This is a genomic window from Aestuariivirga sp., from assembly GCF_044238155.1.
Lineage (GTDB): Bacteria > Pseudomonadota > Alphaproteobacteria > Rhizobiales > Aestuariivirgaceae > Aestuariivirga.
This window is the reverse complement of record NZ_JBIIDX010000010.1, coordinates 1-16,800: the sequence shown is the minus strand read 5'-3', so window position 1 is coordinate 16,800 and position 16,800 is coordinate 1. Positions and strand designations below refer to the sequence as shown.

Here is a 16,800-nt window from a genome sequence, read left to right as displayed (position 1 = left end):
GTCTGGCCCCTGATCTCACAGGCAGCGGGAAAGCATGTTCGCCATCCAGTTCTGCGTACCTTCTTTCAGCCAATGATTGAGGCTTGCTTCTGCCATGCAGCCGCTCGTCACTGGCTCGCAGGACAGCCGTTCTCCAAAGACTTTCCGGCAAACCGGTCGTCGACCCATTGCGTGTAAAGAGGTTGCGCTACTGGGGGCGTGGTAAAGTGGCTTTGCTCTCCAGGCAGTTGCACCCGCGAGACATTGGCACCCATGCCGCACATCTGCTTCTGGTAGAGAGCACCCATCACCGGACTCATCACCGTGTCCTTGGTTCCAAAATAGATGATGACAGGAGCAACCGGTGGCTCTGGCTTCACGCTGCCTTCAATCAGAGCCTTCACCCAGGCAACGGCGTTGTCTGGGTGAGGCCTGACCAGTGACCCGTACGTCGTTCCGTAATTGAAACTGATGGTGTCCGCACCCGGATGCATGCATTTGTTGCCGAAAATTGAGTCCAGTGCCACAGCGCCTTCGTCGGTGAAGATGTCAGTCATTCTGAGTTCGGGGAAGGTCTCTGCCATTGCCCACATCGACATGCTGAAGTGGGCAAAGTTGAACACATTGTCCGAGAATTGCGTCACCAGCTTCTGAAGCAGCATGGGAGCAGAAGTTTCCGAATCTGAACCCGCTGGGATCAGAACACTGATCACGTCGGGCGCGAGGGACACAAAACCAACGAAACTAACGCCATCATACGCACTGCCCGTCCGGGAGATGTAATCCTCCTGGCTTGCCGCTGCAAGCGTCGCACCACCACCCTGCGACCAGCCATATATGAGGGCCTTTCGGCCACCACCAGCAAGGCCCATGCTGCCCACGGCCCGCACCGCGTTGATGGCATCGCGGGCATTGCTGTTACCAATGGCATATTGATGCTTTCCACCACCACCAAGGCCCTGATAGTCCGTTGCCACCACGGCATAGCCCTTCTCGATGAAGTGGGTAATGGCGGGTATGCCAAAATCCGTCCAGGAGGTGCCACCGATCAGAAAATACTGGTTGAGCTCCTGCACGGGGTCAGGAACTTGCGAGGGTCCGCAATTCTGCGCAGTGCCAGTAGTGCCATGAGCCCACGCGACAATCGGGCGGCCATCAGGTGGAGCCTCTCCCTTGGGTACGATGACCAATCCCGTTGACAGGCTCTTCCTGTCACGCAAGTCGGAAGTGACGTAAGCGATCCGCCACGCGTCTGCACCTGGTATCTCCGTTGCGACAGCCTCCTTTGCCACCACGGTCCCCAGCGGTTGTTCGGCAGACATGGCTTGCAGGTTTGTGTAGAAGGGAGCCAGGGCAACCTCCGCGGAGCTGGTGTCCAACGCCAATCTAATGGAAAAAATCAGTGACGTGAGAAGAAGGAAACTTTTTCGCATGTTCGAGGCCAATCATCAGGATGCAGTGTCTGATGACCAAATTAGTCGAAACAGCAATGCGCGATCAAGCCCAATCACTGCAAGGCATTGTTATGCGACCTTCAGCAAGCTGGGCTCTACAGATGTATCGAGCATCCTTGGTGAACGAACTCGAATTCGAGCGTTTGCAAATTCTCCGACAATACTAACATGAAATGCCGAAACCTTGAGCGATGATGAAGTCTGATGGCCCCACCTGACTGCATCGCTACAAACGATGATCTCGTCAGCCTTATGGCTTGCAAGCAGATAGCCAATGGATGGCATGAACATGTTTTTGGTTACGCCAAGTGAGGATTCTCCCCTTTGATCAATTGCAAAGCAGTTGTCTGAACCTGAATGGAGGTGCTGGATACCCACCGGACCAGACCTGCGCTGGTGCGGAGTACCGGACGGCAATGGCATCTTTGGATGCAACAAGGAAGGCGACGCTTTTGCGAGCGCTTGTCTGTCATCGAGCCTCACAAGAGCATACGACATGGATGCGTGAGGATCTGCTCAAAGGCTTTACATCATCATTTCTCTGCAGAGCAGCATGAGATCCCGCCTGTCGTTCTCTGGCATTGATGAGCCAGCTGCACCAGCCGGACAAGACCCATCGTCTTCTGGCTTTTCGCCCGCCAAGAGCCCAGCTTATGCACCCACCCCAGGAGGGGCAACGACAAATCAGATTATCAGTCTGCTCGTATCCGGACGGGAAGCCTCGTAAAGCCACGAATAAAGTTCGAGTATTGCCGGATTGGCTCGCCATCAACGTCGATGGTAAGCCTCTGTGCCAATATCTCTTCCCATAGAATTCTCAGCTGCAGTGTTGCCAATCGATCACCAACGCAGCGATGAATACCGGCCCCGAAGGAAAGATGCTTGTTTGGCTTCGCGCGGTCAATCATGAACCGGTCTGGTTCTTCAATGACTGCCTCGTCGCGATTGGCAGACACATACCACAACACCACCCTGTCACCCTGCTTGATCAGCTTGCCGCGAAAAACGGAATCCCGAGTTGTGGTCCGACACATGTGAATGATGGGAGATTGGTAGCGTATAACTTCACCCACCAGACCCGGAACAAGAGCCGGATTGCGCTCCAGCATCATCCTCTGGTCTGGATGTTCCGAAAGTGCAAGTACCCCACCTGACATGGCATTTTTGGTTGTGTCGTACCCACCCACGACGAGCAAGACAAGATTGCCGGCAAACTCGAGTTCCGTCATGCCCTGCATGTCCGGGTTGTGCGCCATCATCGAAATCAAATCGAGCTTGGGTGACTGTGCAATTCGTTCATTCCAAAGGCCTTGGAAAGCTTCCACCATCTGATGCATGACGACAGTCCGCTCTTCGTTGGACTTGACCGGCGCGTCAGGAGCCGCTTGATCACAGACGAGCGCGTCCGACCAAAATGCCAATCTGTGCCGATTCTCAAGCGGAAAATCAAAGAGTGTGGCAAGCATCGTTACCGTCAATTCGGAAGATACGGCCTTCACCCAGTCAAATGTCTCATTGCGTGGTAGCAAGGCCAGCACCTTGCGGGTACGCTCACGGATCAGAGACTCATAACTTGCAAGATTGGTTGGGGCTGATACCGGAGCTACCGTCTTTCGTTCACGCGTATGCCGTGGCGGATCACTGGAGATGAAACTGCTGCCAAGACGATTATCGATTCGAATTCCACCAAGCTTCGAGTCGGACGAAAAGGTCTCGTAGTCAAGTTCAACGGCTTGAACATCCTCGAAGCGGGTAATCGACCAATATGGTCCGTATGGACTTCTGGAGCAGAAGTGGATGGGTTGTTCCCGTCTTAACCTGCCGAAATAGGGAGCCCATTTGTCCATCTGGAACAAAGACGGGCTGCTCACATCAAGATCATCCAGTTCAACAGACCCTGCATCGATCATAATGAAAAACGCCCTGCGATCAAACCCGTCTTCAAGCGCTAAAGTCTATTCGACAGTCACCAGTGCAGCAAGCGGATATAACGCTGCACTAGGCACAAACTTGACTCTAAAGATTGCGTCTGTTTCCGGCGATAAGACTGTTTTATCGTAACGTCCGACGCGGTGGCTAGACCTTGCGCTGTCCCGCCCACTGAAAAGCAGAATGGCAGTTGATTTTTAGTCGTGTAAACAGCGACGCCGACTATGCCTGAGTGACGCGAGACTGATCGGTCCTCAAGCAATTGGCCAATCTGCAAAGCCAGGACAAGAGCGTTGCAGCAGTCTGCAGGTAAACTGGTCTAACCGAACAAAGCTCATTCCTTGACCGAAAGGAGCACAGCGGCCTCGACGTCCGGTTGAAGACCCTCATGGAGGACTCTACCCACAAGCACCCGGCGATCCGGGTGGCTCGCCTGATCAACGCCATTGGCGATACTGAGACACTGGCGGACACCATGCTTTTTCAGGGACCCCCATTATTCATCAGGGCAGATGACGGTCCGAAGAGGATCGCAAGGGTCCTGCGCCAGTGGCTGCCAGAACCTGGCCTGAAGATCCTGAAAGTCACGCCTTGTTCACCATTGGATAACGGCTACTGCGACTCCTTCAACGGCAAACTCGGACACGAATAGCTGAACGAAGAAATCTTCTACAACCACCAGGAGGCCAACGCGGCCATCAAGCCATGGCTTATCCATAACAGCACGCAAAGGCCAGATTCAACCCTCGGATACCGTCCACCAGAATTTGTCAGCATCGCACCGCCACCCGCACCCCACGGAACCGCAAATATGTAATAGTCTCTCATTCGACTTGGTGAATGTAGGCCATGCCATCTGCATGTCCGAACAGGAACATGAAGAGCATCCGCCTGTTCGCGCCCAGCCGAGGATGCCTGATCTCGCTCAGTGATATCCAATAAATCGCGCAAGAGTGACATTCGTTCTGCTGGATCAGCACAAATAGGCAGTCTCACAGTTTGGGCAGATACTATCGACAGAGATATTGGTATCCAGTAAGCTAACGGTCTGCAAAAGGGTTTTCTGTCAGGCAACTGACAATGAAGGATCGACATGATTCATCAAATATTTGCGCGACTGCTTCATGTGCCTGCTGGCGTAGCATCGTCCGTCATGAATGGCATTCCAGGAACTGATTGAAATGAATATAACCCAACGCCGACTCGACGGATTGACCGTCGTTGACCTATCAGGACGAATTGACAGTTCGGTTTCGGGACAGGTGATGGACCGGCTTAATGGATTGGCAGGCTCCGGCATCAAGAAAATGATCGTAAATCTCAGTGAGGTTAGTTATATCAGCAGCGCTGGGCTGCGAAGCATTCTGGTTGCTGCAAAGCTGCTCAAGTCTGCCAGTGGTGAAATGCGTCTTTGTCAGCCAAATGAACTCGTGAGGAGGACCCTTGAGGACTCCGGCTTCTCTAACCTTGTTCGAATTGATGACAGTGAAAGCCAATCTATCGCCGCATTGCAGGTTCTCTGACCAGTCACCTCCAACCGTTTAGACACCTTATCGGTCCTGGCATCGAGCTGCAAGCCATGGCTCTCCCGATCGGTGTGAAATTACACGCATACTTCCCGACCTGGTGCTGGAAGGACGGTGCCGATGACAACATCAAGAATAGCCATCATAGGCCCTCCTTTAGCGTGCTTTCGACTTGATCTGCATTTACATGGCTTCGACAGGCACGAGAGCCGATTGATGGCTGAAATTTTTCCAAGGTGAACTTTGGATATCGTCTTCCAATTTTTGCTGCCGCGGTTGGTCTGCCGATGATCCAACCGGCTACAACGTTTTCACAGCTATTCTGGAAACATCGAGACAAATGACATCTCGTCCTTCTCAACTCGGCGAAATCGATCCTCCACGAGCACCTTGCAGCGATCTCACCTCTTCGTTGGTTCGCAACAACCTCAATGAAAGCGACTTTGAGAGATTGAACAGAAGTTTGGCAGCTAGCTCGGGTTTACCCTTGACGAGCCGTGATACGTCCTGGCGGGATAGAAACGTAAGCAGTGTCTTGGTAGCGGCAACACAATTTGCGGAGCGCTTTGCTCGTGTCAGCATCGCGATTTCACCAAAGATCTGCCCTGGCCCCAGCCTCACAGATGAGGTGCTGGTGCCGTCCAGTGACACATCAACCAGCCCTTCAAGCACGATGAACATTTCGTCCTGGCGCTGACCAGCCTGCAGGATGTTCTCTCCAACTTCAAAATTCAAAAGCTTGTTGGAATCGATCATACCCTTGACCTCGTCTGGGGACATGGCACTGAAGATACTGACATCCTGCAAACTGTGTGACGGAGCCTCGCTTCCACCCAGCGAAAAAATCTTGTCAAGGACTACATCCTCATAGTCGGATACGAATACATCAAGCGATGCTCCAAATTGCTCGTTGAACCAGTCAACGGATGGATGGACGAACTCGCAAAGCTGTTTCTTTTCGAGCTGCTTGAAAAATGGTGAGTTGATTGCCTTGAGATGCGTCCAGTCACGAGTGGGAAACACGATTGGTGTCCACAATCCGTTTTCGTCACTGACGGCATGGGAATACATGTGGAAGCCAAGTTTGGAATAAAAATTGAACAAGTATGGCGCGCACCACGAGAACACGAATTCAATACCATCGTCCACAATGTCTTCAAACATCTTTGCAGTTACAAGGTGGGCGGCAAGCGAGCCTCGCTGACTTGGAGAGATGGAAAATTTGGTCGAAATCGCCAACTTTCCGGGGAAGTGTTTTTGAAATTTCTCGATTTCAAGTGCTTCGTAGATTGGTTCTGAAAGATGATCTCGAACGACACAGTCACGGTCATACAAAGTTCGGCAGGTGGCGATAGCATTGGCGTCCTTGATTGCTACATAGATGCGTGCAATCTTGTCAGACGCGTCCTCGTAGATCTGCCGCTGATGGTCTATATCGGGATTGTTAATGTCCAACTCAGCACCATAAACCATATAGCGCAGGCGGAACGCCTTTTCAGCAACTTCATCCGTTGACCGGCAGCAGACGATATCCATGCTTCCCACCTCACTCCATCACGCTATAAGTTGTGACATAGTCTATTTGAAGACCTCGCGAAGCCATAAGATCTGATGTCGAGTGAATAAAATCTTCAATCACTCTCTCGCAAGTCATGCTGGGATTGTACTGAGTCTGTGGACACGATCCAGTATGCAACACCAACAGCAAGAACGGCAACGATTACGGCTCCAAGGGCATTGCCAACCAATACGCCCTTCCAGCCTCCCAATTCAACACCCACGTGAACGAAGGGTATCGTTCCAGCCGTCACACGAGCCCAGCTGAAGATTGCGGAGAGTTTCGGGTAGCCCAGATTGTTAAAGGCTGCATTGGCAATGAAGAACGCAGCGATGAAAGCCCAGCTTAATGAAACAAACGAGCAGAAAAACACAATCTCATCATGCGCATCTCCGAGAGCGTGGAACACGTTTGCAATCTGATCAGAAAGCATAAACAAAGCCAATGACATTGCAATCGTATAGACGGTTGACATCGCAAGGCTCTGCGTCAATGCGAGCCGAACCCGGTCATGAAGACCCGCACCATGGTTCTGCCCAATGATGGGCCCAACAGCACCAGCCAAGGCGAGCGCAATACCGAATACCACAGGCATCAGTCGCGATATTACGGCAAAGCCAGCGACCACCTCGTCTCCAAACCACGCAATAACATAAGTCACGTAGGCATTACCAAGCGGAACACTCAGCTGGGCCAAACTTGCAGGATAAGCGATTGTCCAGATGTCAAGAACATCCCGTCGGAGCGAAGCAAGACGAATGGTATCAAGGAAACCATGTATCGCCACAACCGAATGGAGACCTATACACACCGCGGCCAGATACCCAACAACCGCAGCGACTGCCGCACCCTGAATGCCCATATCAAGTCCCAGAATCAGCACTGGATCAAGACCGACGTTGACCAAAGCCATGGCCAGCGTGACGTACATGGCGCGCCGGGCATCACCCAACCCCCGCAGAATCGCGGACAGGCAGAGCGCCACACCAAACAAGATCAACCCCGGGCTCACGATCCAGATATACGCCAGAGCGAGATCTCGTGCTTCACCGGTGGCGTTCATAAGCGAGAGCAGATCATCTGAGAACAGTATCAGAATGATGGCGAGCACGACAGATGACAAAAGGGAAAACAGCAGTGAACTTGTTGCATAGCCCCGGGCCCGCTTAACATCCCCGGCCCCAATACTGCGCGCCACCAGTGCCGTTGCCGCAATTCCCGAGCCCAACGCCGTAGATAGAGCAAAGAACATGACACCCGAGGCATAGCCCATGGCGGCAGTAACAGCGGTCTGCTTCAAGCGTGCCAGAAAGTAGAGACTGATGAGGTCGACCATGAAGAGCGCCATCATGCCAACTGCGCCAGTCATGGTCATCACGAGGACGTGACGGGCAATTGAACCTGTCGTGAATAGCGCTCCTTTCAATGGTAACTCGATGGTCATTGAACCTGACACCCTAGTTGTTTCGAAAGGCGGAAGCAGTAATCGGCGCCCTGTTCAACATTTTTCATCTTCAGAGTCTCGCAGCAAGCATGACTCCTGACCTTGGCAATGCAGCAGCAGGCCTAATGAATCACTGACGCCAAATGCGGCGTTCGACGGTATGCTTGCTGTCATTTCGGTGTCGATATTCCGTTCGACACAGAGCTTTATTCCTTACCACGGAATGCAACGATTGTCCTTGCAAGAGGCTCAGACTTGGCCACAACTGAACCATAACTCTCTATGCCTTCCGCCTGCCAAACTTGATCATGACGACTTTGATTTGGGCGCTGGCGAAAATGGCTTTTCGATAAGGTCTGGATTGTCTAGGTGGCGTTGCAGGATGTCAAGGAAAAGCCCTACGTGGTACCCGTCTACGAGACTATGATGGGTCTGCATCGCGAAAGGTGCTTTGGACTTGCCGCCATCCTGATATATCTTGCCGACGCCAAACACAGGTATGGATGCAAGTTTACTTGAGTAAGGAAAACTCAGTGAAGTGAAGCTATTCCAAGGGTTGTTGGTTATGAAGATCTGGCCCTTGTTGTCGGTCTCGATATTGGGCTCTAGGCCCAGCGCTGCTCGATCGATGATGGCGACATTCGAGGGGTAGTCGTCTGCAAAGCAATCAGAAAAGACGCCCCTGGAAAAGTAGAAGTTCTTGTCCGGTCCCAGAATCGTGATGGACGGGATGATCTTGTCATAGTCCACGAGTTCGCCGTTGAGAATTCGGTGGCGCATTTCAGGCACATGATTGACGGCGCGGGTCAGCACAAAGCCAAGCGTGAGTGAAAACCTTATCTTACGTTCTTTGACATGGGCCAGCAGGGCTGAAACGTCGAATTGCAATGTGCGGGTAACCACCGGTATCTCAAAAGTCAGAAAGTGTCTGTAGACGTTGCGACGCGGGTAGGAAGCCAAATCGATCGGTCTGGCAACAGGCCACCTGAATTCAGTCATATTGACAGCCTCTCAAGTTAATCTCTTCAATGCGGGCTGGCTGCACCCTGCCACCCTCAGGTTCCGGACACATTACGCATGATTTTCCCGAAGGCAAACCAGTTTAGTGCGGCAGGGTGTTGAACTTGCGACCTAGATCTCGCATTGAAGTAGTCATGTCATTTCTGTGCTTATTTCGGCTGAGCACACAAATTTTCAATGAAACCGTTGACAGTAGCTGAGAAAATGACCGAGAGAGCTTTAGTCAGAATGCGGAGGGAATAATGCGCAAATTGAATTGGTCCATCGGCCTTGCCCTGTGTTCAATCTATAGTAAAAACACAGCTGTGGCAGAAGTTTCTTGCAACACCGCAACCCTCACCGGATCGTATATCATTTCCGCACTCGGGACGAATGATGGCTCCGCGGCAGCTTATGTCGGGATGATTTCTTATGATGGGAGGGGCAGCTACCGGATCCGCATTCATTTTGCCGGACCCTCTCAGACAACAACACAGGATACCGGCACATACATCCATCTGGGAGGCTGCGAATTCGAGGCAACAGCGAATTCGGGCCGAAGCGCACATTACTTTGTCGCTCCCACAGGTGATTGGTTTAAATATGTAATGAAATCTGGCGGAAACATGCTTGGGGACGCACAGCGCATCAGCAGCGACTTGCTGATCAAATGATCATCTTAGGTACCAAAGCCACCTTGACACAACGCAGTTGCAGAGAGAGTATTCATGGACTGTCAACAGAAATGTATACAATGCGAGCGAGTTTAGATACAAGTTTACAACTAAGCATGGTCGGCGAGGCGCTCATTGTTTGGGCCTTAAAAAGGAGACGCGCGACTGCCTGAAAGGTACTATAAATACTCAGATATTATGCAGTTATGAGTGCTGTGGGAGAGATAATCTGACCGATGTGAATGAGCATCCACCCGGACCCCCCTTTATAGCTTGATTAATGAATTACTCTATAAGTTTAAGAAAATCAAAATTATACTGAGCATTTATTAAGCGGGGCATGGGCATTTTGGTATTTCTGCCTCGACAACTTGTCTCCTACCAAACAAGTGATGCATAAATTATACAATATAATGGTCGGAGATACGCTTACAATGGCATCACTGTTTTCTGTGTTCATGCAAGTCTACAGCAATAAACGCGCTGTATTTGAATCGCTCAAATCACTGCGCACTTTCTACCGGGATGTCGCCGTGAGAGTGGTATCCGATGACGGTGAAAATTTCTCTGAAATATGCAACGCATTCAATGCCACATTTGTGCATTCTCCAACAAGAATAGTTGCAGGAAGCTCTTCTGCTGGCTTTGTATCAGGTGGCCTTCAAGAATATCTCATTCGCCTCTACGATCATTGTATTGCAACAAATGCAGAGTGGGTCATTATTTTTGAATCCGACGTCAGGCTTATACGACATTTTCGGTCGTTCCCAGAAACAGAAGCTGCTGGCCCTCGAATGAATTTATTCTCCATCGAACTTAATCAATGGTTGGTTCGACAGTTTGGGTCGAGACCATACGGCTATGGCATGAGCGGCGGATCAGTCTTCAGACGTGAAAGCTTTATCAAAGCTTATCGTTCAGGAACATCTATTGAAAGATATGCAATCTATGACAGTAGACTTCCGAAGTATGGAGACATGGCGTTGACATTACTGTTTTATCTGAATGGCTATGACTTCTCAGTTTGGAGCGAAGTATCAGAATTGTTCCATGAGGACTCTCCAATCATCAGGGATGCTGCTATGGATCACGCCTACAAGTACTGGTACGATAAACCCTTCGATATTGCCATGCTTGAAATCGCAGAGGATGGCTCTCGTACCATGCACGGACTTCATTTGGTATGAGCTATCGAGTTGCTTGCAATTCTTGCCTGATTACTTCACAGATTCTGTCGACGTCTTCATCACACAGATCATGGTATAAAGGCAGACAAATGATAGTCTTTGCAATTATATCGCAGATTGGCGTTGAGTGACGGGCCTCGACGTAGTCAAGAGCAGAGAGCGAAGGATAGAAATATCTTCTTGGGAAAATAGACTTTCTACTCAATGCACTCATCACATTCTTCAGGATGTCCTCAGTTTCAAAAACTACTGGCATATATGAGTAGTTATAAACAACAGATGGCTTCACTAGTTGAAATTTTAACGGCAGACCTTCTAGATTCCTCTTGTAACGAGATGTAATGTACTTTCGTTTTGATATGATTTCGCCCACATACGGCAATACGGACAATCCCATTGCGGCTTGAAATTCGCTCGCTTTCCCGTTTATTCCGATCCCATCGAAGCACTCGGCTGATACATGCCCAAAATTGCGCATCCGATATATCCGATCGGCGATCAATTCATCCTCGGCTACAATTGCGCCGCCCTCTATCGTGTGGAAAAGTTTTGTGGCGTGAAAACTTGCTACAGATACGTCACCCCAAGAAAAGATAGACTTATTGCCAACCCGTACGCCGAAGGCATGAGCTGCATCATATAAGATTTTCAGATTGAATTGACTTCCAATTGAATGGATTTCGTCAATTTCACAGGGGTTGCCAAAAACATGTGTTGCAAGTATGGCGGTCGTCCGCGGGGTAATTGCTGCCCTGATAGCCTTTGGATTTATGGTGAGTGTGGCGGGGTCAATATCCACCATGATGGGCCTGCATCGTTCCCAAACAAGGGCAGACGTCGTGGCCACATATGAAAAAGGCGTTGTAATGACCTCGCCAGTGAGATCAAGGGCGCGAATCGCAATTTGAAGGGCCAGCGTGCCATTGGTGACCATATACAGATTGCGGAGTCCCAAATGCACACGAAGATTCGCTTCCAGTTGCTGGAGTAGGGTGCCATTGTTTGTCAACTGGTTCGTTTTCCATATGCCATCTATATATCGATCAAATTCAGATCGGGGCGGGAGAAATGCTTTTGTGACGTAGATTTCAGATGGCTTGGACATGCTAAGGTATCAGGGCTTTCCTCAAACTGAGCAGCTAGTGCTGGCGGCTGGTAAATGACTTCTCCAATTCAAGAATACGCTTTTCTCGAGCGCGGAGCATACGCGCAGGAATGCCGGTGTAGATCATCCACGGCGCTAGGGATGTCTTGACGAGAGACAAAGCGCCCACTGCAGATCCTTCTCCCGCAGATACTCCTGGAAGCACAATGCTCGAGCTACCAATGATGACATGCCGCCCAAGCATAATTGGCCGACTGTCAACATTGCTGTATTCGGCAGGTATTGTTGGGTTGGTCAGTGACAGACCTGTGTAATCATCAGATTTCGAGAAGAGCCTTACGCCTTGTGATAAATTTGCAAAGTCACCAATTTCGACACCGGCGCCACCGCCGACATAGCTATATGCACCAACATGCACATAGCTTCCTATTTTGACGCCGCTATTTCCTGCGGTGATGGTGACATAACCATCAATACGAACTGAGTCTCCAAGCTCAATATTCTCCCGGCCAATTATAGTAGCTGTACGGGAAATCATGACGTTTCGGCCAAGTTTGGCGAAGCCCGCTGCTGCTAACGCACCTGCATCGTGATAGCCAGGGTCAAACATGTTGCGGTCTAGGGATCTCAGTGAATTGATGGCATGCTGACAAGGATTGCCAGCGCTTGTATTCTAATAAATAACATAGATTGCCCAACGCAGAGATAACAATGACAAAGAAGACTTTCGGGAGGGTAGCCACCTTTCGCCTGCCAATGAGCCGAATATCTCTTGCAGAAGACAGAGTATTTCGTTTTCCTAATTTCATCTTCTAATAGAAGATCGAAGGATTGGGCTATGCTTGTCGAACTCCATTGCGAGTCAAAGAGAAGCATATCACCGCTCAAAAGCCTGTTTGTGCAGCCCTCGTCATCATCTGGCGTCTGCAGCGCGCTAAGATTAACTAGGCAAGGACCTGCTTATAGCTCTGCCGAGGCACCGCCTTCTCTTTCTGCGACCGGGTCGACCTGAGGATATGTCAGCTATAGGCTTACGTTTGGTGCGCGCGTATTCCCAGACCAGCATGATGTGCAAAGCATGGCGAGGCGAATTGAACTCTGTTGCAGCATCATATTCGGAATGTGCATACAACAATGTTGAATTGAAAACGAAAACAGCCAGCTCTAATCCTCTCATCCGACTAAAACACGTGACCTTGGAAGTGTTTTGATTCACTCTGCGGACAGTAAGGTTCTTGCGTTGAATCGTGCTCATCTGCCGCGGGGTTGGCCTGTTCGTGGAGACATGCTTGCGACATCTGTATCTGACAGCGCTTCTTGCGGTTCTGGTTTGTACTTCGGCAACTGCCGAACCGCGCGCGAGGCTAGTCGTGACCGCATTGGGTGGTGGCGCTTTTTTCAATGCCTTCACGAAAGCTTTTCTTCAGCCATTTGCCCAGACGGCAGACGTCACCTACCGCATGGATGATTGGGGTGGAGAGCTTGCAAAAATTGAGGCGGCTGTCGACACCAAACAATATCCAAGCATGCTTTACGAAAGCAGTGGCCTTAGCGCTCAGCAGGCATGTGACGCAGGGCTTGTTGAGCCGATCGACTACGAGACGCTCGGCGGGACGAATGCTTATATCAAGGGCTCGGTCAACGAATGCGCATTCGCATTCATGAGTTGGTCTTATGTCTATGGTTATCGGACCGATGCTTTTGGTGGCCGGCATCCGCGCACCATCAACGATTTCTTTGATACGAAGAACTTCCCAGGTCCACGCGCCCTGCCCCGATCCTCCTATGCAATCGTCGAAATGGCATTGCTCGCAGACGGCGTGCCGCCTGAACAGATTTATCCGACCCTGTCGACTGACGAGGGCCTTGAACGGGCTATCGCCAAACTGCAGACAATCCGATCCTCTGTAACGGTGTTCTGGACGGCCTTTTCACAGGCGCCACAGCTACTGTCCGATGGTGAAGTGGTCATGAGCATAGGGGCCAATGGCCGAATTGACCTTGCAAGAGAAGCGGGTAAGCCCGTGGACATTGTATGGGATGGCCAGATGCTAGACTATGGGTTCATATCGATACCCGCCGGCCTGCCGGATAAGGCCCTCGCACTGCGGTTCCTTGAATTCATGTCTGATCCAAAGATCATGGCAGGCTTGTCTCGCTATATGACCTATGGGCCCTCGAGGCTTGATGCCTTCGCATATATCGACCCGGAAACAGCCAAGCGCCTTCCAACAGCGCCACAGAACATGACTAGATATGTCGTTGCCGATCCAAAGTTCTGGTCGATGAATGTCGACCGGGTGGAAAGACGCTATCTGGCCTGGATGTCACAATCTCAATGAGGCAGCATCCTTGACCATGGCGGTGCGATCTCACCTTGGAATGGCGCTGCTGCTGCCCGCAGTACTGCTCGTCGCCATCACTGTAATCTATCCGTTTCTCATGATTGTCTCAAATTCTTTCGTTAATTCAACAGGCCCCAGCACCCTGCACAGGACAACTGAACTCATCACAAAATGGCAGGATGATGCACCTGTCGATGAAACCCTCAGAAAGGCCCTCACTGAGGACCTGCTCACAGCGCAGATGTCTCGCAGCCTAAGTCGCGTAGCCCTTGCGCTTGAAAACGAGCAATATGGGCTGCGAGAGCTTTTGACGCGGACTGGAAATGAACTTCGGCAGCAAGCTGATCGCGGTCAGACCCTTGATCTATTTGCTGCCGCTGCGGACTGGCAGGATGTGAAATGGTGGCGAGCGCTCAAGCGCGGCCTTTCTCCCTATACATTTACGCACCTGCTGCATGTCGTTGATTATTACTACGATTCCACGGGGCAGCTTGCTGAAGTCCCTGACAATCAAGCCATTTTCTTGGCTGCCCTGCAAAGGACCGTGATCATCAGCATAGCTGTCACAGTCCTCTGTATGTTACTCGCCTATCCTATTTCCTGGGTTCTGTCGTCAGGCTCAAGGCGCTGGCAGTCCTTCATGCTGGTGTGCGTACTTCTGCCATTCTGGACATCGCTTCTGGTGCGTACCAGTGCCTGGATTGTCCTGCTGCAGCGGCAGGGGGTCCTAAACGACATGCTGCTTGCCCTGGGTTTCAGCAGCGATCGACTGCAACTGATCTATAACCGTACCGGTGTGCTAATCGCCATGGTGCACATCCTTCTGCCATTCATGATCCTGCCAATCTATGCAGCAATGAACAACATTCCACGATTTCAGATTCGCGCAGGCCTCTCACTCGGAGCATCGCCGGTCACCGTTTTCCGCCGTGTCTTCTTGCCGCAAACAGTGCCCGGCCTGAGGACCGGCACCGTCATTGTTTTTGTCATGGCGCTCGGCTTCTACATAACTCCGGCTCTCGTCGGCTCCCCATCTGACCAGATGATCGCAGGATTTATTTCAATCTACCTCAATGAGCGGCTAGACTGGGCAACAGCCTCTTCGCTGGCCATCCTGCTCAGCAGCACAATGGCCATTGGCTATCTGCTGATCCATCTTGCGGGAAAGGTTCTCCAGCGGTGAAGAGCATCGATCATTACCGGCATTACGGATGGCCAGTCTACGCAATAGCCCTGCTGACGGCCATGTTTCTCATCGTGCCTACATTTCTGGTTCTGCCTTTATCCTTCAATGCAGACCCTTTCTTCACCTATCCAATGCGTGGACTGTCGCTGCAGTGGTACGTTGAGGTACTGACGTCGCCACGATGGACCGGCGCCATCTTCAACAGCGCCATGGTGGGTCTCGCATCGGCAGCAATCGGAACCGTGATCGGAACTCTTGCGGCAGTTGGACTTTGGTTGAATCCGCCCAGAACCCGGCAGCTTCTGTTGGCTTTCCTGCTATCGCCACTTGTCATTCCAGCCGTCGTATTCGCCGCAGGCTTCTTTTATCTTGCATTTCGCGTCAACCTCTCGAACTCGTTGATTGGCCTTGTTTGGGCTCATGTGGTTCTTGGATTGCCATTCGTTGTTGTTGTCGTTTCAGCCAGCCTTGAGCAGTTTGACCCCACACTGGTGAGAGCAGCAAAAAGTCTTGGCGCCGGCAACGGGATGATCTTCCGCAGGGTAATGCTGCCAATCATTGCACCAGGAGTGATAACCGGAGCGATATTTGCATTTGTTACTTCATGGGATGAAATCGTCGTTTCACTGTTCATGATCAGCAGTAGCGACCGTTACACGCTGCCGCGCGTCTTGTGGGGTGGACTGCGTGAACACCTCAGCCCCGCACTGATCGCGCTTGCCACATTGCTGACCCTGTTGTCGCTGGCGCTGATGTTTGCAGTTGAACGGCTGAGGGGATCAGTTCATGCGCGAGGAGTGGCTCGCCGTTGAAATGGCAGGCTGTCTGCGTCGGATCAGTCCGCATCGTAATTAAGTCTGCACTTCAGGAGAGGTGTTTACTATACCGCACGGACTGAGACTCGTGATTTTCACCATGATGCTGTTTGCCTGTTGCGCTTTGCGAGATCTTACTGAGATCAGACAGAGTGGCAGCTATAATCCTTCGAATGGGCTGCCGGTCACCTTACTGCTGGTAACAGTGTTGTTTCTCCTTATGTGCGTTTCCTCTGTCTGGGCTGGCTTGAGCCGATGGCAGTTAGACAGTGTTGTCATTGGCGGCACCCAGCCGAGACGCTTATGAGCGCGCTTCGTATCAGAACTCGTCAAAAGCAGTAGACGACTGAATGGTGTTCTGAGGCGGCGTGGTGGACTGCCAGCCGGCCCCGAGGCAAAGCTTGCAGCGGAGAGATGGGATGCGGCAAGTTTCAGCGATTTGGCTGCTGATGCGATCTTCACGCTGCTCGTTCTGCCCCGAGGGAGCCATTCTTGGGCCGCGCCTGTCTGGGCCTGACAAGGGAGCACAGCTGCGAGGCCTGGCGGGTTCGGAAGCTGGCCATCCATTTTCACTGGAGCTCGGCAATTTCCGCATAATA

The 16,800-nt window shown here is 51.4% G+C and carries 15 protein-coding genes; 8 read left to right on the top strand and 7 right to left on the bottom strand.

All coding sequences use genetic code 11. The features are described from left to right. Positions 1-107: 107 nt before the first annotated feature. Positions 108-1,358 carry an alpha/beta fold hydrolase gene (locus tag ACILRN_RS02125; RefSeq protein ID WP_395685093.1) on the bottom strand — a complete coding sequence of 417 codons (1,251 nt, stop codon included), beginning with the start codon at positions 1,356-1,358 and terminating at the stop codon, positions 108-110. 767 nt (positions 1,359-2,125) lie between these two features. Then, positions 2,126-3,343 carry a cytochrome P450 gene (locus tag ACILRN_RS02120; RefSeq protein ID WP_395685092.1) on the bottom strand — a complete coding sequence of 406 codons (1,218 nt, stop codon included), beginning with the start codon at positions 3,341-3,343 and terminating at the stop codon, positions 2,126-2,128. Between the two features lie 407 nt (positions 3,344-3,750). On the opposite strand from ACILRN_RS02120, the gene ACILRN_RS02115 reads away from it, so the two are divergent. Beyond that, the gene (locus ACILRN_RS02115) at positions 3,751-4,014 is read left to right on the top strand and encodes a hypothetical protein (RefSeq protein WP_395685091.1); all 264 of its coding nucleotides are present in this window, start codon (positions 3,751-3,753) and stop codon (positions 4,012-4,014) included. Positions 4,015-4,519: 505 nt separating this feature from the next. Next, positions 4,520-4,885 carry an STAS domain-containing protein gene (locus ACILRN_RS02110; RefSeq protein ID WP_395685089.1) on the top strand — a complete coding sequence of 122 codons (366 nt, stop codon included), beginning with the start codon at positions 4,520-4,522 and terminating at the stop codon, positions 4,883-4,885. A 360-nt stretch (positions 4,886-5,245) separates the two neighbouring features. On the opposite strand, the gene ACILRN_RS02105 is transcribed toward ACILRN_RS02110, so the two are convergent. The 3 genes from ACILRN_RS02105 to ACILRN_RS02095 all read right to left on the bottom strand — a co-directional run bounded on the left by ACILRN_RS02105 (position 5,246) and on the right by ACILRN_RS02095 (position 8,889). Beyond that, a complete protein-coding gene (locus tag ACILRN_RS02105; protein WP_395685088.1) occupies positions 5,246-6,424 on the bottom strand; it encodes a cyclic nucleotide-binding domain-containing protein in 1,179 nt (392 codons plus the stop codon). A gap of 95 nt (positions 6,425-6,519) precedes the next feature. Then, complete coding sequence (locus ACILRN_RS02100) at positions 6,520-7,890, bottom strand: MATE family efflux transporter (protein ID WP_395685086.1); 1,371 nt, start codon at positions 7,888-7,890, stop codon at positions 6,520-6,522. A gap of 306 nt (positions 7,891-8,196) precedes the next feature. After that, entirely contained in the window at positions 8,197-8,889 is a 693-nt protein-coding gene (locus ACILRN_RS02095) for a CatA-like O-acetyltransferase (protein ID WP_395685084.1), read from the bottom strand. Positions 8,890-9,152: 263 nt separating this feature from the next. Here ACILRN_RS02095 and ACILRN_RS02090 point away from each other — a divergent pair, with 263 nt between their 5' ends. Further along, positions 9,153-9,563 carry a hypothetical protein gene (locus ACILRN_RS02090; RefSeq protein WP_395685082.1) on the top strand — a complete coding sequence of 137 codons (411 nt, stop codon included), beginning with the start codon at positions 9,153-9,155 and terminating at the stop codon, positions 9,561-9,563. Positions 9,564-9,997: 434 nt separating this feature from the next. Further along, the gene (locus ACILRN_RS02085; RefSeq protein ID WP_395685080.1) at positions 9,998-10,750 is read left to right on the top strand and encodes a hypothetical protein; all 753 of its coding nucleotides are present in this window, start codon (positions 9,998-10,000) and stop codon (positions 10,748-10,750) included. 1 nt (position 10,751) lies between these two features. Here ACILRN_RS02085 and ACILRN_RS02080 read toward each other — a convergent pair whose 3' ends face one another. Together ACILRN_RS02080 and ACILRN_RS02075 are read right to left on the bottom strand one after the other, a co-directional pair. After that, the gene (locus tag ACILRN_RS02080) at positions 10,752-11,855 is read right to left on the bottom strand and encodes a DegT/DnrJ/EryC1/StrS family aminotransferase (RefSeq protein ID WP_395685078.1); all 1,104 of its coding nucleotides are present in this window, start codon (positions 11,853-11,855) and stop codon (positions 10,752-10,754) included. Between the two features lie 34 nt (positions 11,856-11,889). Further along, complete coding sequence (locus ACILRN_RS02075) at positions 11,890-12,465, bottom strand: acyltransferase (protein WP_395685076.1); 576 nt, start codon at positions 12,463-12,465, stop codon at positions 11,890-11,892. A gap of 679 nt (positions 12,466-13,144) precedes the next feature. Here ACILRN_RS02075 and ACILRN_RS02070 point away from each other — a divergent pair. The 4 genes from ACILRN_RS02070 to ACILRN_RS02055 all read left to right on the top strand — a co-directional run. Further along, positions 13,145-14,197, top strand: coding sequence for an ABC transporter substrate-binding protein (locus ACILRN_RS02070; RefSeq protein ID WP_395685074.1), 1,053 nt, complete (start codon positions 13,145-13,147; stop codon positions 14,195-14,197). A gap of 16 nt (positions 14,198-14,213) precedes the next feature. Continuing rightward, positions 14,214-15,383, top strand: a complete 1,170-nt coding sequence (locus ACILRN_RS02065) for an ABC transporter permease (RefSeq protein ID WP_395685072.1) — start codon at positions 14,214-14,216, stop codon at positions 15,381-15,383. Continuing rightward, positions 15,380-16,198 (top strand): ABC transporter permease, encoded by an 819-nt coding sequence (locus tag ACILRN_RS02060; RefSeq protein ID WP_395685070.1) that lies wholly within the window; start codon positions 15,380-15,382, stop codon positions 16,196-16,198. The genes ACILRN_RS02065 and ACILRN_RS02060 overlap by 4 nt, the downstream gene beginning before the upstream one ends. A gap of 422 nt (positions 16,199-16,620) precedes the next feature. Then, positions 16,621-16,800, top strand: a 180-nt coding sequence (locus tag ACILRN_RS02055) for a hypothetical protein (RefSeq protein WP_395685068.1), incomplete at its 3' end; no start/stop codon positions are given.